Genomic DNA, 26,598 nt, shown 5'->3' on the forward strand with positions numbered 1-26,598 from the left:
TCTTGCTGACCGGCGAACGAGGCATCCGGCAGGTCTTCGGCGGTGGCCGAGGAACGCACGGCCACGGCCATGTTGTCGTTGCCCTTGGACATTTCAGCGAAGGCGGTGCGGATTTCTGCATCCAGGCGGGCCGGGAATTCGGCCTCCATCACCCACTGACGGATCTGCGCGCCGGTCTTGGCCAGGGCGTTGACGTCGTCCACGTCGAGGGCGTCGAGGGCCGCATGGATCTGGTCGTTCAGGCCACTCTGTTCGAGAAAGTCACGGTACGCCTGAGCCGTAGTGGCAAAGCCGCCCGGCACCGAAACGCCTTTACCCGCGAGGTTACTGATCATCTCGCCCAGGGATGCGTTCTTGCCCCCCACATGCTCCACATCGTGGACGCCCAGTGCGTCCAGGGGGACTACGTAATCAACCACGTTGAAGCTCTCCAGGAATGATGCGCACCGGCCGAGGCCGGTGCGCAGGGGTGTATCAGGCCGTTACACGTTTCTTGAGGGGTGCCGTGGCCGTGCGGTGGGTTTTTCTTGCGGTCATCAGGCCCAGGCAAATGATGACGATGGTCAGCAAGCCGGTGGCCGTGATCTCGGTGCGGTAGGCCGGGATGAAGAACATGCTCAGCAACGCGCCGCTGATGAAGGCGATCACCAGCCAGGTCAGCCATGGGAACAGCCACATGCGGAACGCCAGCGGCTGCCCGCTGGCCAGCAGTTTTTTCCTCAGGCACAGCTGGGAAATGGCGATCACCAGGTAAACCAACAGCGCCACGGCCCCCGAGGTTGCCAGCAGGAAAGCGAACACGCTTTGCGGCGCGAAGTAGTTGATGAATGTCGCCACCACGCCCAGTACCGTGGTCGAGGCCACGGCGGCACGGGGCACTTTCGCCAGGGTAGTGCGGCCGAGGAAAGCCGGTGCATCGCCACGCTTGGCCAGCGAGTAGAGCATCCGCGAGCCGGTATACACCTGCGAGTTCATGCAACTGGCCACCGCCACCAGCACGACGATATCCATCAGCAGCTTGGCGTTGGGGATCTGCAGTATTTCCAGCACGCGCTGGAACGAGCCGACCTCGGGCAAGCGCGGGTCATTCCATGGCACGATCGACAGAATCAGTGCGATGGACAGCAGATAGAAAATGCAGATACGCCATACCACCGAGTTGGTCGCGCGCGTGATCTGCCTGGCAGGGTTCTTGGACTCTGCTGCCGCAATGGTCACCACCTCGGCACCGATAAAGCTGAACATGGTGGTGAGCATGGCCCCGACGATGGCCTGCATGCCATTGGGCGCAAAGCCGCCGTGCTCGGCCAGCAAACGTTGCAGGCCGCTGACCGGGCGCTCCGGCAGCAGGCCCAGCAAGGCGGCGCTGCACAAGACGATGAAGCCAATGATCGCCAGGATCTTCAGCAGGCCGAACCAGAACTCGAACTCGCCATAGCGGGCGACGCTGAAGAAATTCGAGGCGGTCACCAGCACGATCACCGCCGAGGCAAATACCCAGGTGTCCACCGCCGGCATCCAGGCATTGAGGATATTGGCGGCGGCGATCGCTTCGAGCGGGATGGCCAGCACCCAGAACCACCAGTACAGCCAGCCGATGCTGAACCCCGCCCAGCGCCCGATGGCGCGGTCGGCATAGGTGGAAAACGAACCGGTGTCCGGCGAGGCCACTGCCATCTCGCCCAGCATGCGCATCACCAGCACCACCAGGGCACCGGTACAAATGTAGGCGAGCAGGGCAGCGGGCCCTGCCTTGGCGATGGCGTGACCGGAAAAGACGAACAGCCCCGCGCCGATCACCCCGGCGATCGACAGCATGGTGACATGGCGCTGTTTCAGGCCAGGTGCAAGTGAGGTATTGGACATGGAAGAACTCGATAATTGTTTTTGGAACGTTCTAAATCCGTAAGGCACATGGCGCCGCGGGAGGCCATTCACCGGCATCCCGCGGCAGCATGTCATTCGTTCTAACGCTCGAACGGGCAATCCGCGGCGAGCGAGAGTGCGCGGCGGTCATGGCCGAGCAACTCGCAAAGTGCATTGACGATGATCTGGTGGTCCTGGCGGTCAGGCAGCCCCGACACCGTCACACTGCCAATCACGCCTGCACCCTTGACGATGATCGGGAAGCCACCACCCACGCTGGCGTATTCGGCCGCTGGCAAGTGGTAGCGTTGAGTGATGTCCTGATTGTCCAGGGCCAGTTGGTAGCGAATTCGGTAGGAGCTGCGCAGGAAGCGCTGCACGGTGCGTTGCTTGCGCCTGACCCACTCGTGGTTGTCAGCGGTGATGCCAGGCCGTGCAGCAAGGAACAGCGGGCGATCGAAGCGGTTGATGGCGATCACCAGCGGCCACGATTCGGTCGTGGCTTGATCGTACAGGTAGCTGCCCAATTGCCAGGCCGTGGTTTCATCGAAACGCGAATACTGGAGTGTTTCTTCTTGGCGAATCAGTACCGCCAACTCGTCTGCAAGGTTCATCGGCGTTCTCCTTCTGACAGCGCGCAGGCCTGCCTGCAATCAAAAATCTTCAACAGCTTCGCTCCATTGAAGGGTGAGTTAAATCCATTTTCTCTCACGTACAGATACTGTTTTTCTGTCGTTAAACTCATCGTGTCGACTGCTTGGCTTCGTTGAAAATATTTTGAGCCAGTAGGTGTTGACAGCCTTGTGCACCGTTCTTAATGTGAGTGCAAGCATGCACACAAAATAGCATGCATTGCGGTGCCGTACCTTCCTGCCAACAACAATGACTATCAGTGAGGTTGCAAATGGTTCTCCCTATCCCGTCCAAGCTCAAAGCGCTTCTGATCGGCACTGGCTTGTGCAGTGCCTTGCTGTTTCAGCCTGCGGCCCAGGCCGCCGAAACCTCGATGTGGCAGGACGTGCAGAAGGCGGGTGTGCTGCGCTGCGGTGCTGCCGTGGCGGCACCTTATGTGATGCGCGATGCCAAGACGGGTGACTACAGCGGTTACTTCGTCGACCTCTGCAGGGACTTTGGCGAGAAGGTACTCAAGGTCAAGGTTGCCTTCGTCGACACCAACTGGGACAACCTCGTGGCCGGCCTGCAAAGCAGCAAGTGGGACCTGGCCATGGCGCTGAACCAGACGCCCGAGCGGGCACTGGCGGTCGCGTTCACCGTGCCGGCAACCGACTACCAGGTGTCGCTGTTGGTGAACAGGAACAACCCCAAGGTCGCTGAGGTGAAAGACGACATCGCCAGCCTGGACAAACCTGAAGTCACCTTCGCCGTGATGTCGGGCACCGCACAGGACAAGGCGATTTCCTCGGTGGTGCACAACGGCAAGATCATGCGCCTGCCCGGTATGGATGAGGCGCGCCTGGCCGTCATGTCCAAGCGTGCCGATGTCCTGGTCGACGCAAGCGACACCAACCACCTCTTTGCCCTGGCGAACCCCGACTGGACCCGGGAGATCCTGCCCAAGCCGGCGTTGGCCAAGCAGGGTGTGTCGTTCGGGGTGCGTCGCGATATCAGCGCAGCGGACCTCGAGGTACTGAACATCTACCTGCGTCAGCGCCGCGACACCGGTGAAATCCAGCAACTGGTGGACAAGGCGTCCGTCCAGGCCAATACGGCGAAGTAACACGATGACCCGGCCGCCCATCGAGCGGGGCGGCCTTCGATGTTTTCAACAATGGAAGGTGAGTACAGATGAGTGACCCAACACGTCCCCTGGCAGGGCAGACCGTTCTGGTAACCGGGGCTTCAGGTGGCATCGGTGCAGCGATTGTCGAGCGGCTGGCCGCCGAAGGCGCCCGCCCGGTGATTCACTACAGCCGCGATGTGCAAGGTGCGCAGCAGCTGCTGGAGCGCATCGGTGGCCAAGGCTGGATCGTGCAGGGTGACCTGAGCCAGGAGGCAGGCCCCGAGCAATTGTGGCGAGCTGCGCTGGAGCTGTGTGGCGGCAGAATTGACGGTCTGGTAAACAATGCCGGGATTCGCACCGAGATTGCGCTGGACGCACCGTCCGCGCAATGGCGCGAAGCGTGGCGCCGGGAGTTCCAGGTCAATTTCTTCGCGGCGGCCGACCTGTGCCGTGAGGCCGTTGCGCATTACCGCACCCACGGCGGCGGGCGCATCATCAACATGGCAAGCCGCGCCGCGCAACGCGGTTATGCTGCCGATGCGCTGCCTTATGGCTCGAGCAAGGCCGCCCTGATCAACCTGACCAAATCGCTGGCCCGCAGCGTGGCAAGCGATGGCGTGGTGGCGGTTGCGATCGCGCCTGGCTGGGTACGCACCGACATGGCAGAGCAATTCGTCGCCCAGCACGGCGAAGCGGCGGCGGTTTCCGATATCCCGGTTGGCCGCATGGCCAGCCCGGCGGAAATCGCCGAGCTGGTGGCATTCACCCTGCGTCCCTCGCAGGCATCGCTCAATGGCGCCACCCTCGACGTCAATGGCGGCAGCTATATCCGCTGATGCATCAGCGGGGCCGCCAGGCGGCCCCGTATCGATCAGCAGGGTTGCGATGCGTACGCCGCGTAGGCTGAGGTCACCAGCCAGCCGCAATCCACCGGCAGGATCGCCCCGGTGATGGCAGACGCCCCCTTCGAGCACAGGAAGTGGATGGTCTCGGCCACCTCCGCCGGGTCAACGAAGCGGCGCAGGGCGGACTTTTCAATCACGGCCGCGGGGTCGCGCTCGCCGCTGTCGATCCGGGCCTGCATGGCCGGGGTGAGGGTATAGCCCGGGGCCACGGCGTTCACCCGCACGCCTTGTGGCCCCCACTGCGCGGCCATCACCTGGGTCAGCATGTGCAGCCCTGCCTTGCCGACGGCGTAGCCGATTTGCGCCGAAGGGCGGAAGCTGGTCAGGGAGCACAGGTTGATGATGCTGCCGCCCCCTACCTCGCACATGGGCCGCGCCAACTCCCGGGAAACCAGCAACGTACCGCGTACGTTGACGTTCTGCAGGCGGTCGTACTCTTCGATATCCAGCTCGAACAGGTGCACCGCGTTTTGTAGCAGCCCCCCTGAATTGACCAGCACCTGCGGCACGCCATAGCTAGCCAGCAGCTGCCTGCAGAACGCCTTGATCTGAGGTTGCGAAGAGACATCGAGCGCGTGCGCGTGTACCGACGCGCCAGTATCGCGCAGTTCGCTGGCCAGTCGCTCGGCACGCTCGATGTTGATGTCGCCGATGACCACGGTACGGCCTGGTTCCTGGGCAAAACGGCGCACGGTTGCCTCGCCGATGCCGCTCGCTCCGCCGGTGACCACGATGACTGATTGTTGTTCGGACATGTGCGCCTCGTTTCGTAGTTGTTCAACGCGTGGGTTGGCCGAGGACGTCAGCCGGATTTCGCCAGGCTTTTTGTCGATCGGATGTCGACATTATCGTTGTTCAGCGCCTCGTTGTTGTCAATCAGGCGCGCATAAAACGCTGATATAAAAAATTTAAGTTCATATAAATCAATAATATAAATAAGAATTTAATTTGGCTTAGCGAAAAATCGTTGACTTATGTCGGCAAAGGGTCGACAAAATAATCCGGCAATGAGGAGGGTTGCCCGGCTTGGCGACAGGGCTGCAACGTCGCGGTCGGCACCCTGTGCGGCTGCGCAGGGTGGGCAGGGAAGAAACAAGAAACTGAAGCGAAGCGTCAACGACACTGCCTTGAAACTGTGTGGTTTCCCAATTCGAATAATAGAGAGGCTATGAAATGTTCCAGGTACCTTTGAAATGGGTCAAAGCGCTGGCCGCCGTCTCACTGGTGGCGGCTTTTCCAGCCGGTTCGGCGCTGGCCGCCGACGCGTCCGATAGCTGGAAGGCGGTCAGGGAGGCCGGTGTGCTTCGCTGCGGTGCGGCCACCTCGCCGCCCTACGTGATGCGCGACCCCAGGACTGGCTCCTACTCGGGCCTGTTCCCGGAGCTGTGCAAGCAGTTCGGCGAACAGGTGCTGAAGGTCAAGGTGCAGTTCGTTGACACCAGTTGGGACAACATTGTCGCGGGGTTGCAGTCCGAAAAATGGGACCTTTCCCTGGCACTCAACGATACGCCCGAGCGGCGCAAGGCAATCGCGTTCTCCAAGCCGGCAATCGGCTACAGCGTCAACTTCGCCTATAGCAGCAAGAACCCGAAACTGGGCGGGGGCGTCAACACCATGGCCGATATCGACAAGCCCGGCATCAGCGTTGCGGTGATGTCGGGCACCGCCCAGGACAAGGCCGTTTCGGCGGTGCTCAAACAGGCGAAGATCGTTCGCTTGCCGGGCTTCGATGAAACCCGCCTGTCACTGATGTCCAAGCGCACCGACTTCCTCGCCGACGACAGCATGACCAACACCTTGCTGACTTCGGCCCATCCGGACTGGGCCAAGACCTTCACGCCCACACCGAAGCTGGCAGAGCAGGGCATCAACCTGGGTGTGAACAAGAACACCCCGGCTGCGGACATCGCCGTGCTGGACGCCTTCATCGAAGAGAAGATCAGCTCGGGCGAAATGGACACGCTGACCCAGCAAGCGGTGGACGTGTCGCTGGCCACCAGCAATTGATCCGTACGGCGCTTGCACGGTCGCTGCTCGCGCCGTCACTCCCATCACGCACTGACCGAGGAACTCCATGGCTCGTTCCCTGTATGAATGCATCGAAGGCCACACCGGCGGCATGCCGGTGCGCATGGTGATCAGCGGCGCGCCAGCGCTGCAAGGCGCCGACATGAATGCGCGGCGGCTGTACTTCGTCGAACACTTCGACTGGCTGCGCCGCGCCTTGATGCTCGAACCCAAAGGCCACCCCAACATGTCGGGCACGCTGTTCTACCCGCCACTGTCGGCCAACGCCGACTTCAGCCTGCTGTTCATCGAAACCTCGGGTTGCCTGCCCATGTGTGGCCATGCCACCGTCGGGTCGGTGACGTTCGCCATCGAAGCTGGCCTGGTCGAGCCCAGAACCCCCGGTGTGGTGGTGATCGACGTTCCGGCTGGGCAGGTGACCGCCCGCTATGAATTCGACGGCGAGCGGGTGACCGGCGTGCGCTTCACCAATGTCGCCTCGTTCCTGTTGCACAAGGATCTGCAGGTGCGCATTCCCGCACTCGGGGCGCTGACCGTGGACGTCGCCTACGGTGGCAACTTCTACCCGATTGTCGAAGTCCAGCCGAACTTCCCCGGCGCCGAGCACTACAGCCCGGGGCAACTGCTGGAGATGGGGCGGCAGGTACGCGACCAGGTCAACCTGGCGGTGGAGGTGGTCCACCCCGACTTCCCGCTGATCCGTGGCGTGAAGCACTGCATGTGGACCGGGGCGGCGCAGGCCGAAGGGGCTGATGGGCGGGGTGTGGTGATTGCCGGTGACCACATCATCGACCGTTCGCCCTGTGGTACCGGTACCTCGGCCAGGGTTGCCCAGCGCCACGCCCGTGGCCTGCTCGAGGTGGGGCAGCCGTACCGGCATGAAAGCATCATCGGCAGCTACTTCATCGGCCGCGTCGAAGCCGAAACCGCCTTGGTTTCAGGCTTGCCTGCCGTGTTCCCGAGTATCGAGGGGCGGGCCTGGATCACTGGCCGCAGCGAGCATTACGTGGACGACTCGGACCCTTACGCCACCGGCTTCAGCCTTGAGGACTTCCAGCCGTAGCAATGGGTGTGGAGTCGCGGGGTCAGGGGTTGTAACCTACCTGGCAGCCTGATTGCATGGGTGTCGGCACTTTGTCGACACCCTGGCGCTGAGGTATAGTGCTTCTTTGCAGTCAGGCCTACACGCGTTGCCTGCCCTCTAGGAACCCGGAACATGGCCAAAGTCACAGAACCGCAAGCTCAGAAAGCCACCGGCGCCTCGCGCGTCTACGCCATCCTGCGCGATGAAATCCTCACGATGAAGCTGGCGCCGGGCACGCCACTGGATGAAATAGGGCTGTCCGAGCGCTTCGACCTGTCCCGTTCGCCGATTCGTGAGGCATTGGTGCGCCTGTCTGGCGACGGCCTGGTGTCGATCCTGCCGAACCGCAGCACCATCGTCTCGCAAATGGATTTTCGCCGTATTCCCGAGTTCCTCGATGCGCTCGACCTGCTGCAGCGGGTCACCACCCGCTTGGCCGCCTTGAACCGCTCGACGCTCGAACTGGCCGACATCCGTACCGCGCAGAAGGCCTATGAAAAGGCGATTGCCAACTGCGTCAAGACTGGCACCAGCCAGGCGATGATCGAGAAGAACTACGATTTCCACATGGCCATCGCCAGGGGCGGGCATAACGTGTATTTCGCCGACCTGTACCGGCGTTTGCTGGAAGAGGGCAGGCGCATGCTGCACCTGCACTTCGAGTTCCAGACCCTCGACGAGCACATGACGGCCGAGGAAATCGGCCGCGATCATGCGGCAATCGTCGAAGCGATCGCGGCGAAGGATGCCGACCTGGCCGAGGAGCTGGCGCACCAGCATGCGGCCCAGTTCAAGGGGCGGTTCATGCAGTTTCTTGATCGGAACATTACGGCCAGCATGACGCTGACCTATCCGCAGGGTTAGGCCGCAGCGGTGAGCGCCGCGCGGGCGGCGCTCGATCTCATGGGCGCTGCATAAACACCGCCGGACACATGGCGGCCTTTACTAAAGCTTGGCCGTCTCGCTGGCCACCGAATTCATCACCCCCCCGACCGCCCAATCCGAGCGGTCGTATTCGCTGATGATCACCTGGATGTGCGCTTCCGGGCATCGAGCGATTCTCGACGTTTCCCGCGTCAGGGCTGCTGCCAGCTCGTTTTTCTGTTCCTGCGACCTTCCACTCAGCAGTTCCACTCTCACTATCGGCATCTGAAAACCCTCGTTCTGATCACTTGCGTGGCTGATTTTTAGCGTTCTTTGAGTCGACTAAATGTCGACACAATCCTGTTCCTGATCGGTTTTTGTGTCAATAACCAGCCTGCTGCATGTGTCGTTTTTGAAATTTTTGAATTTTTTAATGCTTAAAAATCAATGTGATAGGAATTTGATCATGTGCTTTTGCGACAGGCATGGTTGACACATGTCGGCATTAGGTCGACAAAATAGATCCAGACGAAACGGCACACGGCAGACACTAACGGCTCGAACGGCCCGCTAGTTCGGATTCAGCCGAACCACTGCCTGTCGAGTTTTCGCGATACGACATACCGCGCACTCACTGAACGGATGGACTGAATATGGCAAGCGCACGCATTGGCGTTGATATCGGTGGCACGTTCACCGACCTGGTTTTGCTCGATGACGAAGGTCAGGTCACCTTCACGAAGGTTTCGTCCACCCCCGCTGCCCCCGAGGAGGCCGTGCTGACAGGCATCGCGCGCATCCTGGAGCAAGCCGGGCTTGCCACCAGCGATGTGACCGAGGTGTTGCACGGCACGACCGTGGGTTCCAACACCATGCTGCAGAAGGTCGGTGCCAAGTGCGGCCTGATCACCACCAAGGGTTTCCGCGATGTGCTGGAAATCGGCCGGGTCCGTACCCCGACCATGTTCGACCTGTCCTGGGACAAGCCGGTCCCGCTGGTCGAGCGCCGCTACCGCTACGAGATCGACGAACGCGTGCTGGCCAGCGGTGAAGTGCTGCGCGCCACCCCGGTCGATGAAGTGCTGCAGGCCGGCCGTTTCTTCCAGCGCGAAGGGGTCGAGTCGGTCGCCATCTGTTTCATCAACTCGTACAAGAACAAGGCCAACGAAGCCGCTGCCCTGGAAGCGTTCCAGCAGCACTTCCCGGACATCAGCGTCACGGCGTCGATTTCCGTGCTGCCAGAAATGCGCGAGTACGAGCGCACCTCGACCACGGTGGTCAACGCCTACGTGCTGCCAGCCCTGCGTACCTACCTGCAGCGGCTGGAGTCGGGCCTCAAGCGCATCGGTGTGAAGGCGCCGTTGCTGGTGAGCAACTCCAACGGCGGCTTGTCCAGCGCCAGCATCGCCCAGGACACCCCGGTGTTCTTCATTTCCTCCGGCCGCTCGGCCGGTGTGGTCGGTGCCGGCCGCCTTGGCCAGGCGCGCAACGACAAGGACCTGGTGGTGTTCGACATGGGCGGCACCACGGCCTCGGCATCGCTGATCCACAACGGCGAACTGGCCCGCACCAACGAGTATGAATTCCGCGCCGGCATTTCCACCCCGAGCCGCTTCATCAAGGCCGGTGGCTACATGATGCGCGTACCGACCATCGACGTGGCCGAAGTCGGCAGCGGCGCAGGCTCCATCGCCTGGCTCGACGCCGGCGGCCTGCTCAATGTCGGCCCGGTGTCTGCCGGCGCCTTCCCGGGCCCGGTGTGTTACGGCATCGGAGGCGACAAACCGACCGTAACCGATGCCAACGCCATCCTCGGCTTCCTGCCCCAGAGCCTGGCCAGTGGCACCATGCAACTGAACATCGGCGCGGCGCGTGACGCGGTGGAAACCTTGCTGGCGGGCCCGCTGGGTATCAGCGTCGAAGAGGCCGCGGTGGGTATCCGCGAGGTGGTCAACGTGAACATGGCGCGGACCATCAAGGCGGTTACCGTCGAGCGCGGTGTCGACCCGCGTGACTTCACCCTGACCGCCTTCGGCGGTTCGGGCCCGGTGCATGCCTGCGACCTGGCCCGCGCCCTGGACATGAAACGCGTGGTGTTCCCGGCGGCCCCTGGCGTATTCACCGCCATGGGCATGCTCGCCGGTGCGGTGGAGCGCTATTTCGTGCACCCGTCGCTGCAGCAACTGGACAGCCTCGACCTCGCGGCCCTCGAGCAGCAGATTGCCAGGATGCGTGCCCAGGCCCAGCAAGCCCTGGCCGCCGAAGGCTACAGCGCCGACCGTATCGAGTACGTGTTCGACCTCGACATGCGCTTCCGCGGCCAGGACTACGAACTGCCGGTGCGCGTGCCGGCCAAGCTGGACGAGTCGGCCCGCGGGCAGCTGCGCGGTGACTTCCTGGCCGCCTACACCGCGATGTACGGCTATGCCTCCAAAGACGCCATCGAGTGCGCCAACCTGCGCCTGCTGGCCCGTGGCGTGGCGACCAAGACCCTGGACTTCAACGACCTGCGCACCCGCAAGAGCGCGGCCCAGGCCGCCGAGGCCAGTACCCGCAAGGTGTATTTCGATCGCCAGAGCGGCTGGGTCGACACGCCCATTCTGCCGCGTGCAGCGCTGACCGGTGAGGTCGTCGGCCCGGTGATCCTGGAAAGCACCGACACCACCATCGTCATTCCACCTCGCTGGCGCGCCACCGTCGACTCGATCGGCAGCGTAATCGCCACCCTTGCCTGATATTTGCGGAGCAGCCATGACCCAACGTAACGTTGACCCCATCACCTTCGCCGTCGTCAAGAACGCGCTGGACACCATTGTCGATGACATGGCCTTTGCGGTGATGCGCACCGCACGCTCGCCGATCATCCGCGACGTACTCGACTATTCGGTCACCATGTGTGATGCCTCCGGGCGCATCCTCGCCCAGGCCAAGACCGTGGCCCTGCACCTGGGTGCGGTCCCTGATGCGATCGACGTGATCATTGCCAAGTACGCCGACAACGTCGCGCCGGGCGATGTGATCATTCTCAACGACCCTTATGAAGGCGGCATGCACCTGCCGGACATCTTCATGTTCAAGCCGATCTTCTTCAAGGATCGTCTTCAGGGGTTCTCGGTGGTGATTGCCCACCACTGTGACGTCGGTGGGCGCGTGCCGGGTTCCAACGCCGCCGACTCCACCGAGATCTACCAGGAAGGCCTGCGCATTCCGCCGACCAAGCTGTACACGGCCGGTGAAGAAAACCAGACCCTGTTCGAGATCATCAAGAAGAACGTGCGCCTGCCCGACCTGGTGCTGGGTGACCTGGGCGCGCAGCTGGCCACCTGCAACATTGGCGAGCGTGAACTGGTGCGGCTGTTCGACCGCTACGGCGAGCAGGGCCTGCGCGACTACTTCGACGAACTGCTCGACTACGGCGAGCGCCTGACCCGCAAGGCCATCGAGGCGTGGCCGGACGGCACCTACGAGTTCCTCGACCATATCGACAACGACGGTTTCTGCGAAACGCCGATCCCGATCAAATGCGCTGTCACCGTCAAAGGCGATCGCCTGTCGGTGGACTTCGCAGGCTCATCGAAGCAGGTTCGCGGTGCGATCAACTCGACCCTGTCGTTCGTCAAGTCGGCCACCTACCTGAGCATCCGCTGTGCGCTGGACGCCGACGTGCCGAACAACGCCGGTGTCTATCGCTGCATCGACATCACCGCGCCGCAAGGCTCGATCCTCAATCCGAACATGCCAGCCCCGGTGGCTGCGCGGGCCCTGACCGGCTACCGGGTGGTGGACTGTGTACTCGGCGCGGTGGCGCAGATCGCGCCGAAGAAGGTGATGGCGGCCGGTGAGGGCGGCAATACCGTGATCGCCCTCAGTGGCTACGTGGAAAACTCGATCGAGCCCTACATCCTGGTCGACATGATCAACGGCGCCTGGGGCGGCCGGCACAACAAGGACGGCATCGAAGGGGTCACCAACCCTTCGCAGAACATGTCGAACATGCCGATCGAGACGCTGGAAGCCCGCTATCCGATCGTCATGGAAGCCTATGGTTTCGCCACCGACTCCGGTGGTGCTGGCGAGTACCGCGGTGGTCTGGGCCTGGTGCGCGAGTACCGCATCCTGACCGGCGACGTGGTCGCGCAGATTCGCTCCGACCGCGCCGTGCATGCCCCCTACGGGCTGTTCGGGGGCAAGCCGGGCGCCTGTTCGGCGAACTATCTGCGGGTCAACAACGAACTGCAGCCGCTGCCGAGCAAGTTCACCATGAACCTGGGCCGTGACGCGATCATTCGCCACGAACAGGCCGGTGGCGGCGGCTATGGCGACCCGCTCAAGCGCAGCTTCGCGCTGATCGAGCAGGACCTGGCCAACGGCAAGATCTCCCAGGCCTATGCAGAGCGTCATCACGGCGTGGTGTTCGCCAACGGCAAGCTCGACCGGGCGCAATCCCGGGCGCGCTGACGGCCAGTCGGGGCACGGCGCGGCAGGCAGCTGCCGCGCCCATTGAAGGCAAACACGAACGGCAAGCAAGGGTGGGCAAATGGCTCAAACATTGAAGCAACGACTGGCAGCGCTGGGGCATGAGTACCCCGATGCACCCAAGCCAGGCGCCAATTTCGCTGCGACTCGTCAGGTCGGCAACCTGCTGTATGTGTCCGGGCAGGTGCCCGTTGCCGGCGGGGTCGATCGCTATGTCGGGCAACTGGGGAGCGATCTCACGCTGGAGCAGGGCCAGGCGGCTGCACAGCTGTGCGCATTGAACATCCTGGTGCAGGTGGATCGTTTCGTCGCCGGCGATTTCGCCAAGGTCGTGGGCTGTGTGCGGCTCGGCGGTTTCGTCAATGCGGTGCCTGGGTTCGCCGACCATCCCAAGGTGCTCAACGGCGCTTCAGATCTGATCATCAGCGTCCTCGGCGAGACCGGTCGGCATGCGCGTGCGGCCGTCGGCTGCAGCTCGCTGCCGCGCAATGTCGCCGTGGAAGTCGAGGCGATCTTCGAACTGGCCAGCAGTGCACGGCAAGCGCTGTGATGGGCCGCCCTGCTGCAGCAACAGCAGGGCATTGACAAGTACAAGAACAAGACAAGAGGTTCGAACCATGATTCACGTCATTCAGCGTTTGCGTCATGCACTGGTTGGCGCTGCCGTGCTTGGCAGCCTGGTGCTTGCTGCGCCTGCCCAGGCGGCGCAGGAGGGTACCTGGTCCGAGGTCAGGCAGGCCGGCGTGTTGCGCTGCGGTGCAGCCGTTTCGCCACCCTATGTGATGCGTGACCCGAAAAGCGGCGAATACAGCGGCGTGTTCCCCGAGTTGTGCCGTCAGTTCGGCGAAGAGGTGCTCAAGGTCAAGGTCGAATTCGTCGACAGCAACTGGGACAGCATCGTCGCCGGTCTGCAGTCGCAGAAGTGGGATGTGTCGGTGTCGCTCAACGATACCCCGCAGCGGCGCCAGGCTATCGCCTTCACCGCGCCTGCCGTCGATTACAGCATCAACTTCACCTACAACAAGCACAACCCGAAGCTGCCCAGGCAGATCAGCAGCCTGGCGGACATCGACAAACCTGGCACCAACGTTGTGGTGATGTCAGGCACGGCCGCCGACAAGGCCATTACCGCCGAGTTCAAGCAGGCAAAGATCATGCGCCTGCCCGGTTTCGACGAGACCCGCCTGGCGCTGATGTCCAAGCGCGCCGACCTGCTGGCCGACGACAACATGACCAATCAGCTGCTGACCGCCACGCATCCTGACTGGGCCACCACCTTCACGCCGGTGCCGATGCTGGGCAAGCAGGGCATCGCCTTTGGCCTGCGCAAGGAAACCCCGCCAGCGGATATCGAGGCATTCAACGCATTCATTGCCCGCAAGAAGGCCGACGGGGCCATCGATGGGCTGGTCAAGGCCAGCATCGAGGCATCGCTGACGCAGACGCGCTGAAGCGGTCGGTTCCATCAGGCGCGTTGCGCTGCGAGGAAAATCCCATGTTCTCTACGGAAATCAAAGCTGTGACTACCTCACCTCTTACCGCCCAGGGTGTTACCCCGTTGACGGCTACTGGCGACTTCGTCCAGTTCCGTGAAGTGTACAAATCGTACGGTGAAAGCCTGGTGGTCATGGATGGCCTGAACCTGGACATGCGCGCCGACGACCGCCTGGTGATCATCGGCCCCAGCGGCAGCGGCAAGAGCACCCTGCTGCGGGTGATGATGGGCCTGGATGACATTCAGCGTGGCCAGATCAACTTCCAGGGCCAGCCCTACATCACCGGTGCCGGCAAGGACCGCCCACGTATCGACACCCGCCTGCAGAAACAGATCGGCATGGTGTTCCAGCACTACACGCTGTTCCCCCACCTGTCGGTGCTCAGCAACCTGATCCTGGCGCCGGTGAAGATTGCCGGGCTGTCCAAGGCCGAGGCCACCGAGCGCGCCCGCAAGTACCTGGCGCGCCTGGGCCTGGAGAGCAAGCTCAATGCCTATCCCAGCCAGCTGTCCGGCGGCCAGAAGCAGCGCGTGGCGATCGCCCGCGCCTTGATGCTCGAGCCCAAGCTGATGCTGTTCGACGAGGTGACCTCGGCGCTGGACCCGGAAATGGTCATTGAAGTGCAGAACGTGATGCTGCAACTGGCCGAACAGAAGATGGCGATGATCATCGTCACCCACGACATGCACTTCGCCCGCGACATCGCCACCCGGGTGGTGTTCTGTGCCAACGGCAAGGTGGTCGAGCAGGGCCCGCCATCGCAGATGTTCAAGTCGCCCAAGCAGCCACGGACCCGGGAATTCCTGGAGAAAGTCCTTCACCTGGAGTGAGACAGGCCATGCATTACGAATTTGATTTCGCGTTCTTGCAGAACAGTGTCGGTGCATTGCTCGAAGGGCTGAAGGTGACCCTTCAGCTCGCGCTTGCCGCCAACCTGATGGGGCTGGTGCTGGGCTTTCTGCTGTGCCTGCTGGTGATGAGCCGTTGGGCGATCCTGCGCTGGCCGGCGCAGCTGTTCATCGAGTTCTTCCGCTGCACCCCGGCGTTGCTGCAGATCGTCTGGTTCTTCTACTGCATCCCGATGATGGTCGACGTGTTCATCGATCCGCTGGTCATGGGCATCCTGGCCCTGGGCCTGAACCTCACCGCGTTCAATGCCGAGGCCTATCGGGCCGGGGTGCAGGCGGTACCGCGCGAGCACCTGGATGCCTGCACGGCGCTGGGCCTCAAACCGTTCCACCGGACCTTCTACGTGGTGCTGCCGCAGGCGCTACGCTCGGCCCTGCCGGTGCTGCTGACCAACGGGATCGGTTCGCTGCAACAGAGCGCGCTGGTGGCCATCGTCGCCATCTCCGACCTGATGTACGTGGCCAAGGGGCTGGCGACCGATGCCTACCGCCCGCTGGAAACCTATTCGGTGGTGGCGCTGGTGTACTTCGCGCTGTCGCTGCCGATCTCGAAACTGGCCAACCTGATCGAGCGTCGCCAGGACGCTGCGATGCAGCGCTGAAGGAGGAGAGACCATGGACCTGAATTTTTCCACGGTGCTGCCATTCTGGAGCGTGCTGCTCGAAGGCCTCGGCCTGACGGTGGCGTTCACCTTCGGCTGCGCGCTGCTGGGTAGCCTGATCGGCTTCTTCCTCAGCCTGCTGAAGCTGTCGCCGTCGCGCTGGGTCACCTGGCCGGTGACCCTCTACGTCGAGTTCTTCCGCGGTACGCCGCTGCTGATCCAGCTGTTCTGGATCTTCTTCTGCCTGCCGGTGGTGTTCCGCCTGGCGATCCCGGCCTATGCCTCGGTGGCCATCGCCCTGACCCTGTTCATGGCGGCGATCACCTGCGAGACGTTCCGCGGCGCACTGAAGTCGATTGCCAGCGAGCAGCACGACGCCTGCGTGGCGCTGGGCCTGAACCGCTCCGTGAAGACACTTTACGTGATCTTCCCGCAGACCTTGCTGCGCGCCGTACCGCCGCTGCTGTCGAACGTGGTCAGCCTGTTCAAGGAGAGCGCGTTGATTTCCTCGGTGGGCGTTGCCGACTTGATGTTCGTCGGCCAGAACATCTCCAACAGCACGGCGCGGCCGATCGAGTTCCTCACGGTCACCGGGCTGATCTACTTCGCCATCGCTTTCCCGCTGACGCGCCTGGTTGGCTTGGTCGAACAGCGCATGTTGCGCCGCTACGCCTACTGATCATGTCGTTGACCGACCTCTTTCGCTGCATGGGAGTGCTTGAGTTGAATACTGGATTACCTTCGCAAGACGCCGAAAAGGGCGCTGCTGTCGTGGTGGGTGGGGGCATCGTCGGCATCTGCTGCGCATTGTCGCTGCAGCGCGATGGCCACAGGGTCACGCTGGTGGACCCCGCCGCACCCGGCGACAGCACCGCCAAATGGAGCTGCGGGCAGATTTCGCTGGGCGAGATCATTCCGCTGTCCAAGCCGGGCATCCTCAGGAAGATCCCGGGCTGGCTGCTCGACCAGACCGGGCCGCTGGCCCTGCGCCCGGCCGCATTGCCCGCGTTGTTGCCCTGGTTCCTGCGCTTTCTGGGCAATGCCCGGCGTGAGCGCATTGTCGAGATTGCCACGGCGATGGCCTCGCTGACCCACCATGTGCTGGCGGATTACTCCCGCTTGCTCGAAGGCCTGGAGGACAAGGGCCTGCTGATCCAGCGCCCGGTCCTGCAGGTGTTCGACAGCAAGGCCGGCGTGGAGCACGAGCGCGGCCACAATGAGATCCGCCGTTCGCTGGGCTTCAACAGCCAGGTGCTCAGCGGCGCCGAGATCGGCGACCTGGAGCCGGTGCTGGCGGGTAAGTTCAACCACGGCATCCTGTTGCCCCAATGGCGTTTTGTCAGTGATACCGAAGGCTTCATGGTGGCGCTCACCGAGCGCTTCATCGCCCAGGGCGGGCGCCGGGTGCGCGGCAAGGTGGTGCGCCTGGACGAGGCGGGTGGGCGTGCCACCGGGGTGACCCTGGAAAGCGGCGACCGCATCCCCGCCGACCACCTGGTGCTGGCCGCAGGCGCGGGCGCCAGGGCGTTCTTCGACCCGCTGGGGGTGAGCGTGCCGTTGCAGCCGGTGGCGGGCTACCAGGCCCTGGTGCGTGACGCCGGTGTGTCGTTCAACCATTCGGTGATCTACGGTGACGGCGGCTTCTGCTTCACGCCGATGACCCGCGGCCTGCAGATCGGCGGCACCATCGAGTTCGCCGGCAACAGCAGCAAGCCGAACTTCAAGCGCGCCCAGATCATTCTCGACAAGGCCAGGCGCCTGCTGCCGCAGCTGCACACCGACAACGTCGAGTTCGGCGTGGGCTACCGGCCGCTACTGCCCGATACCAAGCCGATCATCGACCGCTGCCGGCGACTGCCGAACGTGTTCATGGCGGTCGGCCACGGCCAGTTGGGGCTCACCCTCGGCGCGACCACCGGCCGCCTGATAGGCGACCTGGTGGCCGGCCGCGCGCCAGCGCTGGACCTCAAACCGTTCAGTGCCTACCGCTTTGGCGGTGATCCGGGCCAGGGCAACCCTGAGCACAAACCCTTCAGCGAAAACTTTCAGAGGTAGAACAGCATGCGTTGGAAAAAATCGCTTCAGGTCGTCGGGGTGCATTGCGAGGGTGAGATCGGCAAGGTCATCACCGGCGGCGTGGTGGATATCCCCGGCAAGACCATGCTCGACAAGATGAACTACATCAACGAGGTCGACGACAGCTTGCGCAAACTGGTGGTCCTCGAACCCCGTGGCTGCCTGCAGATGTCGGTCAACCTGCTGCTGACCCCGACCCACCCGGACGCCCATGCCGGCTTCATCGTGCTGCAGGCCGACAAGGCCCACCCGATGTCGGGCAGCAACTCGATCTGTGTGGTGACCACGCTGCTGGAGATGGGCATGGTGCCGATGCAGGAGCCGGAAACCACCGTGGTTCTCGATACACCGGCCGGCCTGGTGACGGCGCGGGCCACCTGCAAGGACGGGCGCTGCCTGAGCGTGTCGCTGGACATGGTGCCGGCCTTTGTCGAGCAGCTGGACGTCGAGGTTGAGACTGTTGAACACGGCGTGATCAAGGCCGACCTGGCGTTCGGTGGCGTGTACTACGCGCTGGTGGATGTCGAGCAGACCGGCCTGACCATCGAGCCGCGCCATGCGCGCCAGCTGGCCGACCTGGGCGTGGCCCTGCGTGACCAGATCAACCGCCAGTTCAGCGTGCAGCACCCGCTGTATCCGCAGATCGACAAGGTGGCCTACGTGATGTTCCGCAACCGCGTGAGCGATACCGCTTACCAGACCTGCACCACGTTGCCACCGGGGCGCGTCGACCGCTCGCCTTGCGGTACCGGCAGCTCGGCCAACCTTGCCACCCTGGCCGCCCGCGGCCTGGTCGAAACCGGCTGCCAGCTGACTTCGCACTCGATCATTGGCAGCGAGTTCAAGGTGCAGATGCGCGGCACCAGTGAAGTGGCCGGCAAGCCAGCGGTGCTGCCGCGGGTGCAGGGGCGCGCGTGGATCTACAGCATCGAACAGCACGGCGTGGACCCGGACGATCCGCTGGCGGGCGGTTTCATGCTCAGCGACACCTGGGGCGAAGGCTTCCCTGCGCCTTGACCCGGTGAGCGCGCCTCAGGCAGCCACTGCCTGAGGCGGCTCCAGCGGCTTCATCACATCTTTTTCAAGGAGTCTTCAATGACTACTGGGAGCACTCGCGTCTTTTTCATGGTGGCGGACCCGATCGAACAGGTGCGCACGCCAGAAATCTTCAACAAGGTCCTGCCGCTGTGTGGCATCGATGCTGTGATGGTGCCGCTACAGGTGGCCCCCGAAAACCTGGTCGATACCGTGCGCGCGCTGTTCCGTTCGAACACCACGGCCGGCATGGTGCTGTCGATCCCGCACAAGACCTGCGCCGCCGGGCTGGTGGACAAACGCAGCAAGATCGCCGCCACCGCCAATGCGGTGAATGCCATTCGGCGCAACGCTGACGGCACCCTGGAAGGGGCACTGTTCGATGGCCTGGGGTTCGTCAAGTCGCTCGACCGTTACCGCATGCCTTACGAGGGCAAGCGCGTGCTGATCATCGGTGCTGGCGGGGCCGGGTCGGCCATCGCCACTTCGCTTGCCGCAGGCGGCCCTGCGCAGATTTCGGTGTTCGACCCCGATGAAGCCAAGGCCCGCCAGGTGACTGACGCCATCCGCGAGCATTTCGCTGTTCCGGCAGTGTCGTCCAGGAGCAACGACCCCGCAGGTTTCGACCTGGTGATCAATGCGTCCCCGTTGGGCCTGAAACACGATGACCCGTTGCCGATCCCGGTGGGTTCGTTGCAACCCGGCACGCAAGTTTGCGACATCCTCATGAAGAACCAGCCGACGCCGTTGTTGCAGGCATCCATCAAGCAGGGCCTGCAAGTACAACCCGGCTTCGACATGTTGATTCTGCAAACACCGTTGTTCTTTGAATTCTTCGGCCTTGAACACGTAGCGAATTATTTGCGCAGCGATGATTCGGCCGTGCGAGAGATGTTGTTCCCCAAAGAACTGCACCGGTTGGTTGAACCGGCCTGAGTAGCCGTCGGCCATTGCATTTGGCAAACAAGAAGTTCCACTGAAGTCCCGACTCGGCATTCGCCGGTGGCGTGAATTGAAAGCAAGTACCGCGTGCAGCGTTTCAGGCACGCCGCGCCTGCGTGCGCGCTCGACCGGTACTCGCAAGACTTAATTCAGGAATTGAAATGAACAAGATTCGTAATTTCAGGGATTTGCTGGAAGTTGGTGATATCCGCTCTCGCCAGATCGTGCTGGATATCGCCGACCAGACACTCACTCGACTGGACGGGTACGAACGTATCCGCAGCATCATGCGGCTCGAGGGCGATGTACTGCATGTGGGCGCTCGCAGCTGGAACCTGAAGCACAAACGCAACATCTACCTGTTCGGCGCCGGCAAGGCCTGCAACCACATGGCCATGGCCGTCGACCATGTGCTGGGTGACCGCCTGACCCGTGGCATCGCCATCGTCAAGATCCACGAGCCCACCGACCGCTTCAACAAGACCGAGGTCTACGTGGGCGGTCATCCGCTGCCCAACGAGGAGGGCTACCGCGCCTCCCAGGAAATCATCCGGGTCATCGAGCAGGCCAACCAGGACGACCTGTTCATCGCGGTCATCAGCGGTGGCAGTTCTGCGCTGATGTCCTGCCCGCGCGAGGGCATCAGCCTGCAGGACGAGATCGATGCGACCGATGTCATGCTCAAGTCGGGGGCCGGCATTTATGAGATCAATGCGGTCCGACGGCATATCTCCGCACTCAATGGCGGCATGCTGGCCAAGCGCATTCAGGACATCGGCGCCGAACTGATCGGCATCGGCATCAGCGATGCTGTCGGCACGCCCGCTACCGGCGATATCGGCCAGCCTTACAAGGCCTACAAAAGCACCCCCATCGGGCCGGATGCCACGACGCTGGAGGATGCCCGGGCGACCGTCGTCAATTTCAACCTGGCCGACAAGCTGCCCAGCAGCATCGTCAACTACCTGAACACGGTCGGCCCGGAAGGGGAGACGCCCAAGGCCTTCCCGGACAACACCTACTACCTGCTCAATACCCTGCCGGACTCCTGCATCTACGCCAGACAGGCGTGTGAGGCCATGGGTATCCCGGCCTTGATCGTGTCGTCGTTCCTGGAGGGTGAAAGCCGCGATGCCGGCACCTTCATGGCCTCGATGGTCCGGGAAATCCAGGCCTACGGCAACCCGATCAAGCCACCTTGCGTGCTGCTCAGCTCCGGCGAAGTCACCACCCAGATCCTCGACAGTTCCGTGATCAGGGGCCACGGCGGGCCAGGGCAGGAAATGGCCGTCGGCTTCGCCATTGCAGCGGCCAAGGCGCCCGGTGCCTGCCTGCTGTCGATCGACAGCGAAGGCACCGATGGCACCACCCGCGTGGCCGGCGGCATCACCGACTCGCAAAGCCTTGGCGCAGCGAAGGCGCAGGGCATCAACCTGTACCAGGCGCTGCGCGAGCACAGCACCTACGAGGCGCTCGAAGCCATCAACGGCGCGATCTTCACCGGCAACACCGGAACCAACCTGTGCGACCTCAACATCGTCTACGTGCCTGCCCTGGGGGGTGAATGAGATGGCTGACAAGATCGTTTCGGTGATGGCCCAGCAGATCATCGACTGCAAGTGCCGGCCCGCCGTGGAAGTGGAGATTCGCACCGAAAGTGGCGCAGTGGGCCGTGGTGCAGCGCCCACCGGGACGTCCGTGGGCATGCACGAGGCCTTTGTGCTGCGCGATGGCGACTTCTCGTCCTACGGTGGTTTGACCGTACACAAGGCCGTGGATGCCGTGGCCAAGGTGATCGCCCCGGCCATTATTGGGCTGGACGTCAATGACCAGCGCGCGATCGACCAGGTGATGATCAACCTGGACGGCACCGAGGACAAACACGTCCTGGGTGGCAACGCGATCTATTCCACCTCGATCGCCGCGTTCCGCGCGGCCGCCGACGCCAAGCGCATTCCGCTCTACAACCATATCGCCGGTGGCGCGATCGGGACCGTGCCGGTGCCCTGTTTCAACGTGGTGAACGGCGGCAAGTACAGCGACTTCACCCAGTCGTTCAACGAGTTCCTGATCGTCCCCTACAAGACCGCCAGCATCGACCATGCGGTCGAGATGGCCGTGGACGTGTTCCAGGCGCTCAATGATGTGCTCACCGAGTACCTGGGGCACAAACCCGCCGTGGCCAGTTCGTATGGCTACGCCGCCCCCTCGGACGACCCCGAAGTGGTGCTGAGGCTGATGCGCCAGGCCATCGAGCGCACCCCTCACCGGGGCGCGATCGCATTCGCACTGGATTGCGCATCGAGCGAGTTCTACGACAAGGCCAGCGGCACCTACCTGTTGAAAGGGCAGCGGGTCACGTCGACCGAGCTGATCGAGTACACCCGCCAACTGACCGAGCAGTTCGACTTCGTCTTTATCGAAGACCTGCTGGATGAGAACGACTGGGACGGCTACCAGCGCGCCAAGCGCGAGCTGGCGCGCACCTTGATTCTGGGGGACGACCTCACGGTCACCAACCTGGGCTTTCTGCAGAAAGCCTACGACCTGCAGGCAGTCGACGGTTTCATCCTCAAGCCTAACCAGGTCGGGACCATCAGCGAGGCGCTGGATGCCTACCGCTTCGCCGCCCAGCACGGAATGATCGCGGTGCCGTCGGGGCGTTCCGGCGGCGTTGTCGACGACGTGGTGATGGACCTTTCCGTCGGCCTGCAGGTGCCGTTTCAGAAGAACGGCGCACCGCGCTCCGGCGAGCGCATTGAAAAGCTCAATTTCCTGATGCGGGCCAGTGCACGCAATGAAGGCTGCCGCCTGTTCGACATCCAGCCGCTGTTGCGCTTCTGACCGACCATTCCTCCCTGACCAGCGAGAAGACCTCATGTATCCGAAAATCGATTTCACCTACCTGTCCGAAGCCGACATGATCGCTGCCGGCGTACTCGATGCCGAGCGTTGCGTGGCTGTCTGCGAAGAAACCTTCAGCCTGCTCGGCAAAGGCGACTACCTGATGGGCGGCGCCAATCACAACAGCCACGGCCTGAACATTGTGTTTCCCAAGGAAACCCGCTTCCCCAACATGCCGGTCGCCGGTCCTGACCGCCGCTTTGCCGCGATGCCAGGCTACCTGGGCGGGCGCTTCGATGTGTGCGGCAACAAATGGTACGGCTCCAACCACGCCAACATGGAAAAAGGCCTGCCACGCTCGGTGCTGACCATGATGCTCAACGACAAGGACACCGGCGCACCGCTGGCGCTGATGTCGGCCAACCTGTTGAGCGCCGCGCGCACCGGTGCCGTGCCGGGGGTAGGCGCCAGGTACCTGGCCAACCCGGACAGCAAACGCCTCTCGGTGGTTGGCTGTGGCCCGATCAACAAGGCCTGCTTCTCGGCGATCATCACCCAGACCAAGGCCGTGGAGGAGGTGGTGTGTTTCGACCTGTTCCTGGACAAGGCCAACGAGTTCGCCGCCTGGGTGAGCGAGACCCATGGCATCAAGGCCCGCGGCACCGACGACACCGAGACGGGCTTCCGTGACGCCGATGTGATCACCGTGGCGGCCTCGCGGCTCAAGCCGCTGTACTTCAAGGATGAGTGGATCAAGGCCGGCGCCACGGTGCTGGTGTCCGGGCCGGTCAGCACCGATGAATCCTTCCTCACCAGCGCGCGCATCGTCTATGACCACACCCAGTTGCACGAGGCCTATGTGGAAGACGCGGTCGCCTCTGGCAACAAGGACGGTTACTACAGTGGCGTGATCGGTGGCCCGCTGTATCGCCTGATCGACGCCGGCAAGCTGCCTGCGCTGACCGAATCCACCGGCCTGGGCGACATCGTCAACGGCAACAAGACCGGCCGCACGGATGCCGCCGACCGGGTGATGTTCATTGCCTGCGGGATGGCGGTGTTCGATATCAGCTGGGGCTATGAAGTGCTGCAGACCGCCAACGGCAAAGGTATCGGCGCCAGGCTCAATTTGTGGGACGTGCCGCATCAGGGATAACCAGGCCGGTGCCGCAGCCAAGGCTGCGGCATCTGCACGTGTGCCGGACTTGAACGCCAAAAAGGGACCGCTCGAATGAACCAGCAGCTCGATCTATCGCGTTTTGCCATCAATCAGATCACCACGCCTTCCTGGTCGATGCCCCAGGCCATCGATGGGTACGCCCGCGAGGGCGTAAGCGGCATCGCCGTGTGGCGGCATTTCATGGATGACTACGGGGTCGCCCAGACGGCCCGCCACTTGAAAGATGCAGGCATGTGGGTCGCTTCGCTGTGCACCAGTGCCTGGTTCAACGATGCGGCTGCGGCGGGCGGCATCAGCAAAGGCATCGCTGCCAATCGCACGATACTCGACCAGGCGGCGCAGATTGGCGCCCCCTGCGTGGTCATGGTGGTCGGTGCCATGCCGGACGGCGAGAAGGACATCGCCGGGCACCGCGCGCGCATTCGCGACGCGTTGGGGGAGCTTGCGCCCCATGCCCGCGAGGTAGGCGTGAAGCTCGGCCTGGAGCCGCTGCACCCGATGTACGCAGGAAGCCGCAGCGTGTTGAACCGCATGAAAGATGCCAACGACCTATGCGACTGGCTGGGTGACGACGCCAGTATCGTCGCCGATGCCTACCACTGCTGGTGGGACCCCGACTTTGAAAGTGAGCTGCGCCGCACCGGCAAGCAACGGCTCAGCACCTTCCACCTGTGTGACTGGCTGGCAGAAACCCGCAACCTCAGGGACCGCGGCATGGTGGGGGATGGCGTGATCGATTTCGCCCGGTTGCGCAGCGTGCTCGACGAGATCGGCTATGACGGCCCGTTCGAACTTGAACTGTTCTCGGAGCTGGACTGGTGGCGGCGTGCACCGGAGGAAACCGTGCGGGCCGGAATCCAGCGCTGCGCGCCCTTCGTTGGCCCGCGCGTTCGCTAGCCCACTCATTGCGTCATGCTGAGGACAACGCCATGACCCCGTCGAATGTAGTGGATGTGCACGCGTTTCTGGATGCCCGGCCCATAGGCCGGCAGCAATGGCGGGTGATTGTGCTGGGGCTGCTGATCCTGGTGCTGGATGGCTTCGACACGATGATGGCTGCCGATCACCGCGCAATCAGCGGGCATGACCCTGTCGCAGGCCGCGATCATCGGGGCGGTGCTGCAGCTGGGTGGGGCGGTCGGTGATTTCAGCGTGGGGCTGAAGATGGACCGCTGGGAACAGAATCACGTGGTCAGCCTGATGTTCGCCGGCAGTGCGTTGATGTCGTTGCTGATTGCGCTATAGGCCGACGGTGCGTTGGCGCTCATCCAGGGCAAGCGGCTTTGTTCACCGAAGGCTGCAGTGGACTGCCAGGTTGATTGAAGCACTGAAGGCCGGTGTCGACGAAGGCACCGGTCTTCAGCGCGTCGCTGTCAGTATTCCCAGAAGATGCGTTGCAGCTCCTTGCTGTCCTGGGTCTTGGTCATCGCCACCATGGCCAGGATCCGTGCCTTCTGTGGGTTCAGGTCATGGGCCACGACCCAGTCATACTTGTCATCCGGCTGCTCGGCATTGCGCAGTACGAAACCACCCTGGTTGACGTGGGACGAGCGAATGATCTGTACGCCGTTCTTGTGCAGTTCCTGCAGCGCCGGCACCACCCGCGACGACACCGAGCCATTGCCGGTGCCAGCATGGATGATCGCCTTGGCGCCGCTTTGCGCCAGCGCCTTGTAGGCCGTGTCGGTCACGTTGCCGTAGCTGTAGGCAATGTCCACCTGCGGCAGGCTGCTGATCTGCTTGATGTCGAACTCCGACTGGGTGGTATGGCGCTTGGCCGGCAGGCGGAACCAGTACGACTTGCCTTCCACCACCATGCCCATCGGGCCCCAGGCGCTCTTGAACGCTTCGGTCTTGATGTTGACCGACTTGCTCACGTCGCGGCCGGACTGGATCTCGTCGTTCATGGTCACCAGCACGCCCTTGCCGCGCGACTGCTTGTCGCTGGCCACCGCCACGGCGTTGTACAGGTTGAGCATGCCGTCGGCAGACATCGCCGTGCCCGGGCGCATGGAGCCAACCACCACGATCGGTTTGTCGGTCTTCTCGACCAGGTTGAGGAAGTAGGCGGTTTCTTCCAGGGTGTCGGTGCCGTGAGTGATGACGATGCCATCGACGTCCTTGCTGTCGGCAAGCTCGGCGACGCGCTTGGCCAGTTTCAGCAAGTCGTCGTTGGTGATGCTTTCGGAGGCGATCTGCATCACCTGCTCGCCGCGCACGTTGGCCAGGTCGGCCAGTTCCGGCACGCCGGCAATCAGCTTGTCGACGCCGAGCTTGGCGGCCTGGTAGGTGGCGCTGTTGGCGGCGCTGGCGCCGGCGCCGGCAATGGTACCGCCGGTGGCGAGGATGACCACGTTGGCCAGTTTCTGCTGGGTTTCGGCTTCCTTCGCCGAGGCGGTGACGGGCAGGATCAGCAGCAGCGCCAGGGCGCTGGGGGCGAATGACTTCAGTGCAGCATTCATAATTATTGTTCTCTCTCTTCCTAATGAGATGGTTGCTGTGTCGCACAGGACGACAGGCAGATTCCGTACCATTCCTGCGCGGTCAGGTG

General features: G+C 63.0%; 27 protein-coding genes. 20 read left to right on the plus strand and 7 right to left on the minus strand.

All coding sequences use genetic code 11. The annotated features are described in order from the left end of the window. From ACIPZ8_RS14370 to ACIPZ8_RS14380, 3 genes are all read right to left on the minus strand, one after another. On the minus strand, positions 1-419 hold a 419-nt coding region (locus ACIPZ8_RS14370; protein WP_400724107.1), incomplete at its 3' end, for a PEP/pyruvate-binding domain-containing protein. A gap of 55 nt (positions 420-474) precedes the next feature. Continuing rightward, positions 475-1,866 (minus strand): GABA permease, encoded by a 1,392-nt coding sequence (gene gabP, locus ACIPZ8_RS14375; RefSeq protein WP_400724110.1) that lies wholly within the window; start codon positions 1,864-1,866, stop codon positions 475-477. A 101-nt stretch (positions 1,867-1,967) separates the two neighbouring features. Continuing rightward, complete coding sequence (locus ACIPZ8_RS14380; RefSeq protein WP_400724112.1) at positions 1,968-2,480, minus strand: heme-degrading domain-containing protein; 513 nt, start codon at positions 2,478-2,480, stop codon at positions 1,968-1,970. Between the two features lie 290 nt (positions 2,481-2,770). Here ACIPZ8_RS14380 and ACIPZ8_RS14385 point away from each other — a divergent pair, with 290 nt between their 5' ends. Together ACIPZ8_RS14385 and ACIPZ8_RS14390 are read left to right on the plus strand one after the other, a co-directional pair. After that, on the plus strand, positions 2,771-3,604 hold the full coding sequence (locus ACIPZ8_RS14385; RefSeq protein WP_400724115.1) for a transporter substrate-binding domain-containing protein: 834 nt from the start codon (positions 2,771-2,773) through the stop codon (positions 3,602-3,604). A gap of 68 nt (positions 3,605-3,672) precedes the next feature. Beyond that, the gene (locus ACIPZ8_RS14390) at positions 3,673-4,443 is read left to right on the plus strand and encodes an SDR family NAD(P)-dependent oxidoreductase (RefSeq protein ID WP_400724118.1); all 771 of its coding nucleotides are present in this window, start codon (positions 3,673-3,675) and stop codon (positions 4,441-4,443) included. Positions 4,444-4,478: 35 nt separating this feature from the next. On the opposite strand, the gene ACIPZ8_RS14395 is transcribed toward ACIPZ8_RS14390, so the two are convergent. Further along, positions 4,479-5,267 carry an SDR family NAD(P)-dependent oxidoreductase gene (locus ACIPZ8_RS14395; protein WP_400724121.1) on the minus strand — a complete coding sequence of 263 codons (789 nt, stop codon included), beginning with the start codon at positions 5,265-5,267 and terminating at the stop codon, positions 4,479-4,481. A 418-nt stretch (positions 5,268-5,685) separates the two neighbouring features. Between ACIPZ8_RS14395 and ACIPZ8_RS14400 the strand changes: the two genes are divergently transcribed. The 3 genes from ACIPZ8_RS14400 to ACIPZ8_RS14410 all read left to right on the plus strand — a co-directional run bounded on the left by ACIPZ8_RS14400 (position 5,686) and on the right by ACIPZ8_RS14410 (position 8,488). Next, positions 5,686-6,519: a substrate-binding periplasmic protein gene (locus ACIPZ8_RS14400; protein ID WP_400724124.1), complete on the plus strand. Its 834-nt coding sequence runs from the start codon at positions 5,686-5,688 to the stop codon at positions 6,517-6,519. A 67-nt stretch (positions 6,520-6,586) separates the two neighbouring features. After that, positions 6,587-7,603, plus strand: a complete 1,017-nt coding sequence (locus ACIPZ8_RS14405) for a 4-hydroxyproline epimerase (protein ID WP_400724127.1) — start codon at positions 6,587-6,589, stop codon at positions 7,601-7,603. A 153-nt stretch (positions 7,604-7,756) separates the two neighbouring features. Then, a complete protein-coding gene (locus ACIPZ8_RS14410) occupies positions 7,757-8,488 on the plus strand; it encodes a GntR family transcriptional regulator (RefSeq protein ID WP_400724130.1) in 732 nt (243 codons plus the stop codon). An 81-nt stretch (positions 8,489-8,569) separates the two neighbouring features. Here the strand turns inward: ACIPZ8_RS14410 and ACIPZ8_RS14415 are convergent, their stop codons facing one another. Then, positions 8,570-8,773 carry a 2-hydroxymuconate tautomerase gene (locus ACIPZ8_RS14415; protein ID WP_400724133.1) on the minus strand — a complete coding sequence of 68 codons (204 nt, stop codon included), beginning with the start codon at positions 8,771-8,773 and terminating at the stop codon, positions 8,570-8,572. Between the two features lie 368 nt (positions 8,774-9,141). On the opposite strand from ACIPZ8_RS14415, the gene ACIPZ8_RS14420 reads away from it, so the two are divergent. The 14 genes from ACIPZ8_RS14420 to ACIPZ8_RS14485 all read left to right on the plus strand — a co-directional run bounded on the left by ACIPZ8_RS14420 (position 9,142) and on the right by ACIPZ8_RS14485 (position 24,944). Further along, positions 9,142-11,223: a hydantoinase/oxoprolinase family protein gene (locus tag ACIPZ8_RS14420; RefSeq protein ID WP_400724135.1), complete on the plus strand. Its 2,082-nt coding sequence runs from the start codon at positions 9,142-9,144 to the stop codon at positions 11,221-11,223. A gap of 16 nt (positions 11,224-11,239) precedes the next feature. Then, positions 11,240-12,946, plus strand: coding sequence for a hydantoinase B/oxoprolinase family protein (locus ACIPZ8_RS14425; protein ID WP_400724138.1), 1,707 nt, complete (start codon positions 11,240-11,242; stop codon positions 12,944-12,946). A gap of 79 nt (positions 12,947-13,025) precedes the next feature. After that, on the plus strand, positions 13,026-13,514 hold the full coding sequence (locus ACIPZ8_RS14430; RefSeq protein WP_400724141.1) for a RidA family protein: 489 nt from the start codon (positions 13,026-13,028) through the stop codon (positions 13,512-13,514). Positions 13,515-13,581: 67 nt separating this feature from the next. Next, positions 13,582-14,415: a substrate-binding periplasmic protein gene (locus tag ACIPZ8_RS14435; protein WP_400724142.1), complete on the plus strand. Its 834-nt coding sequence runs from the start codon at positions 13,582-13,584 to the stop codon at positions 14,413-14,415. A 44-nt stretch (positions 14,416-14,459) separates the two neighbouring features. After that, the gene (locus ACIPZ8_RS14440; RefSeq protein ID WP_400724145.1) at positions 14,460-15,290 is read left to right on the plus strand and encodes an amino acid ABC transporter ATP-binding protein; all 831 of its coding nucleotides are present in this window, start codon (positions 14,460-14,462) and stop codon (positions 15,288-15,290) included. Positions 15,291-15,298: 8 nt separating this feature from the next. After that, entirely contained in the window at positions 15,299-15,970 is a 672-nt protein-coding gene (locus ACIPZ8_RS14445; protein WP_400724148.1) for an amino acid ABC transporter permease, read from the plus strand. A 13-nt stretch (positions 15,971-15,983) separates the two neighbouring features. Then, the gene (locus ACIPZ8_RS14450; protein WP_400724151.1) at positions 15,984-16,649 is read left to right on the plus strand and encodes an amino acid ABC transporter permease; all 666 of its coding nucleotides are present in this window, start codon (positions 15,984-15,986) and stop codon (positions 16,647-16,649) included. 44 nt (positions 16,650-16,693) lie between these two features. Beyond that, positions 16,694-18,025: an NAD(P)/FAD-dependent oxidoreductase gene (locus ACIPZ8_RS14455; protein ID WP_400724154.1), complete on the plus strand. Its 1,332-nt coding sequence runs from the start codon at positions 16,694-16,696 to the stop codon at positions 18,023-18,025. A gap of 6 nt (positions 18,026-18,031) precedes the next feature. Further along, positions 18,032-19,063, plus strand: coding sequence for a proline racemase family protein (locus ACIPZ8_RS14460; protein ID WP_400724157.1), 1,032 nt, complete (start codon positions 18,032-18,034; stop codon positions 19,061-19,063). Positions 19,064-19,141: 78 nt separating this feature from the next. Further along, positions 19,142-20,017, plus strand: coding sequence for a shikimate dehydrogenase family protein (locus ACIPZ8_RS14465; RefSeq protein ID WP_400724160.1), 876 nt, complete (start codon positions 19,142-19,144; stop codon positions 20,015-20,017). Positions 20,018-20,184: 167 nt separating this feature from the next. Continuing rightward, the gene (locus tag ACIPZ8_RS14470; RefSeq protein WP_400724163.1) at positions 20,185-21,591 is read left to right on the plus strand and encodes a glycerate kinase; all 1,407 of its coding nucleotides are present in this window, start codon (positions 20,185-20,187) and stop codon (positions 21,589-21,591) included. A 1-nt stretch (position 21,592) separates the two neighbouring features. Next, on the plus strand, positions 21,593-22,867 hold the full coding sequence (locus tag ACIPZ8_RS14475; RefSeq protein WP_400724166.1) for a phosphopyruvate hydratase: 1,275 nt from the start codon (positions 21,593-21,595) through the stop codon (positions 22,865-22,867). Positions 22,868-22,901: 34 nt separating this feature from the next. Continuing rightward, entirely contained in the window at positions 22,902-24,023 is a 1,122-nt protein-coding gene (locus tag ACIPZ8_RS14480; RefSeq protein WP_400724169.1) for a tyramine oxidase subunit B, read from the plus strand. 75 nt (positions 24,024-24,098) lie between these two features. After that, positions 24,099-24,944, plus strand: a complete 846-nt coding sequence (locus ACIPZ8_RS14485) for a sugar phosphate isomerase/epimerase family protein (RefSeq protein WP_400724171.1) — start codon at positions 24,099-24,101, stop codon at positions 24,942-24,944. Between the two features lie 5 nt (positions 24,945-24,949). Here the strand turns inward: ACIPZ8_RS14485 and ACIPZ8_RS14490 are convergent, their stop codons facing one another. Then, positions 24,950-25,132: a hypothetical protein gene (locus tag ACIPZ8_RS14490; RefSeq protein WP_400724174.1), complete on the minus strand. Its 183-nt coding sequence runs from the start codon at positions 25,130-25,132 to the stop codon at positions 24,950-24,952. Here ACIPZ8_RS14490 and ACIPZ8_RS14495 point away from each other — a divergent pair. Then, the gene (locus ACIPZ8_RS14495) at positions 25,131-25,292 is read left to right on the plus strand and encodes a hypothetical protein (protein ID WP_400724177.1); all 162 of its coding nucleotides are present in this window, start codon (positions 25,131-25,133) and stop codon (positions 25,290-25,292) included. The two genes, ACIPZ8_RS14490 and ACIPZ8_RS14495, sit on opposite strands and share 2 nt — an antisense overlap. Before the next feature lie 128 nt (positions 25,293-25,420). Here ACIPZ8_RS14495 and ACIPZ8_RS14500 read toward each other — a convergent pair whose 3' ends face one another. Next, the gene (locus ACIPZ8_RS14500) at positions 25,421-26,509 is read right to left on the minus strand and encodes an asparaginase (RefSeq protein WP_400724179.1); all 1,089 of its coding nucleotides are present in this window, start codon (positions 26,507-26,509) and stop codon (positions 25,421-25,423) included. Positions 26,510-26,598: the final 89 nt, after the last annotated feature.

This window comes from Pseudomonas sp. NPDC089422, assembly GCF_044749405.1.
In the GTDB taxonomy this organism is placed as follows: domain Bacteria; phylum Pseudomonadota; class Gammaproteobacteria; order Pseudomonadales; family Pseudomonadaceae; genus Aquipseudomonas.

Coding starts and splice junctions, on each gene's coding strand:
- ACIPZ8_RS14465 (WP_400724160.1), top strand. CDS start 19,142: ATGACTACTGGGAGCACTCGCGTCTTTTTCATGGTGGCGGACCCGATC.
- ACIPZ8_RS14385 (WP_400724115.1), top strand. CDS start 2,771: ATGGTTCTCCCTATCCCGTCCAAGCTCAAAGCGCTTCTGATCGGCACT.
- ACIPZ8_RS14485 (WP_400724171.1), top strand. CDS start 24,099: ATGAACCAGCAGCTCGATCTATCGCGTTTTGCCATCAATCAGATCACC.
- ACIPZ8_RS14450 (WP_400724151.1), top strand. CDS start 15,984: ATGGACCTGAATTTTTCCACGGTGCTGCCATTCTGGAGCGTGCTGCTC.
- ACIPZ8_RS14445 (WP_400724148.1), top strand. CDS start 15,299: ATGCATTACGAATTTGATTTCGCGTTCTTGCAGAACAGTGTCGGTGCA.
- ACIPZ8_RS14400 (WP_400724124.1), top strand. CDS start 5,686: ATGTTCCAGGTACCTTTGAAATGGGTCAAAGCGCTGGCCGCCGTCTCA.
- ACIPZ8_RS14410 (WP_400724130.1), top strand. CDS start 7,757: ATGGCCAAAGTCACAGAACCGCAAGCTCAGAAAGCCACCGGCGCCTCG.
- ACIPZ8_RS14490 (WP_400724174.1), bottom strand. CDS start 25,132: ATGCCCGCTGATTGCGCGGTGATCGGCAGCCATCATCGTGTCGAAGCC.
- ACIPZ8_RS14420 (WP_400724135.1), top strand. CDS start 9,142: ATGGCAAGCGCACGCATTGGCGTTGATATCGGTGGCACGTTCACCGAC.
- ACIPZ8_RS14425 (WP_400724138.1), top strand. CDS start 11,240: ATGACCCAACGTAACGTTGACCCCATCACCTTCGCCGTCGTCAAGAAC.
- ACIPZ8_RS14460 (WP_400724157.1), top strand. CDS start 18,032: ATGCGTTGGAAAAAATCGCTTCAGGTCGTCGGGGTGCATTGCGAGGGT.
- ACIPZ8_RS14470 (WP_400724163.1), top strand. CDS start 20,185: ATGAACAAGATTCGTAATTTCAGGGATTTGCTGGAAGTTGGTGATATC.
- ACIPZ8_RS14415 (WP_400724133.1), bottom strand. CDS start 8,773: ATGCCGATAGTGAGAGTGGAACTGCTGAGTGGAAGGTCGCAGGAACAG.
- ACIPZ8_RS14495 (WP_400724177.1), top strand. CDS start 25,131: ATGACCCTGTCGCAGGCCGCGATCATCGGGGCGGTGCTGCAGCTGGGT.
- ACIPZ8_RS14380 (WP_400724112.1), bottom strand. CDS start 2,480: ATGAACCTTGCAGACGAGTTGGCGGTACTGATTCGCCAAGAAGAAACA.
- ACIPZ8_RS14405 (WP_400724127.1), top strand. CDS start 6,587: ATGGCTCGTTCCCTGTATGAATGCATCGAAGGCCACACCGGCGGCATG.
- ACIPZ8_RS14430 (WP_400724141.1), top strand. CDS start 13,026: ATGGCTCAAACATTGAAGCAACGACTGGCAGCGCTGGGGCATGAGTAC.
- gabP (WP_400724110.1), bottom strand. CDS start 1,866: ATGTCCAATACCTCACTTGCACCTGGCCTGAAACAGCGCCATGTCACC.
- ACIPZ8_RS14440 (WP_400724145.1), top strand. CDS start 14,460: ATGTTCTCTACGGAAATCAAAGCTGTGACTACCTCACCTCTTACCGCC.
- ACIPZ8_RS14435 (WP_400724142.1), top strand. CDS start 13,582: ATGATTCACGTCATTCAGCGTTTGCGTCATGCACTGGTTGGCGCTGCC.
- ACIPZ8_RS14500 (WP_400724179.1), bottom strand. CDS start 26,509: ATGAATGCTGCACTGAAGTCATTCGCCCCCAGCGCCCTGGCGCTGCTG.
- ACIPZ8_RS14395 (WP_400724121.1), bottom strand. CDS start 5,267: ATGTCCGAACAACAATCAGTCATCGTGGTCACCGGCGGAGCGAGCGGC.
- ACIPZ8_RS14475 (WP_400724166.1), top strand. CDS start 21,593: ATGGCTGACAAGATCGTTTCGGTGATGGCCCAGCAGATCATCGACTGC.
- ACIPZ8_RS14390 (WP_400724118.1), top strand. CDS start 3,673: ATGAGTGACCCAACACGTCCCCTGGCAGGGCAGACCGTTCTGGTAACC.
- ACIPZ8_RS14480 (WP_400724169.1), top strand. CDS start 22,902: ATGTATCCGAAAATCGATTTCACCTACCTGTCCGAAGCCGACATGATC.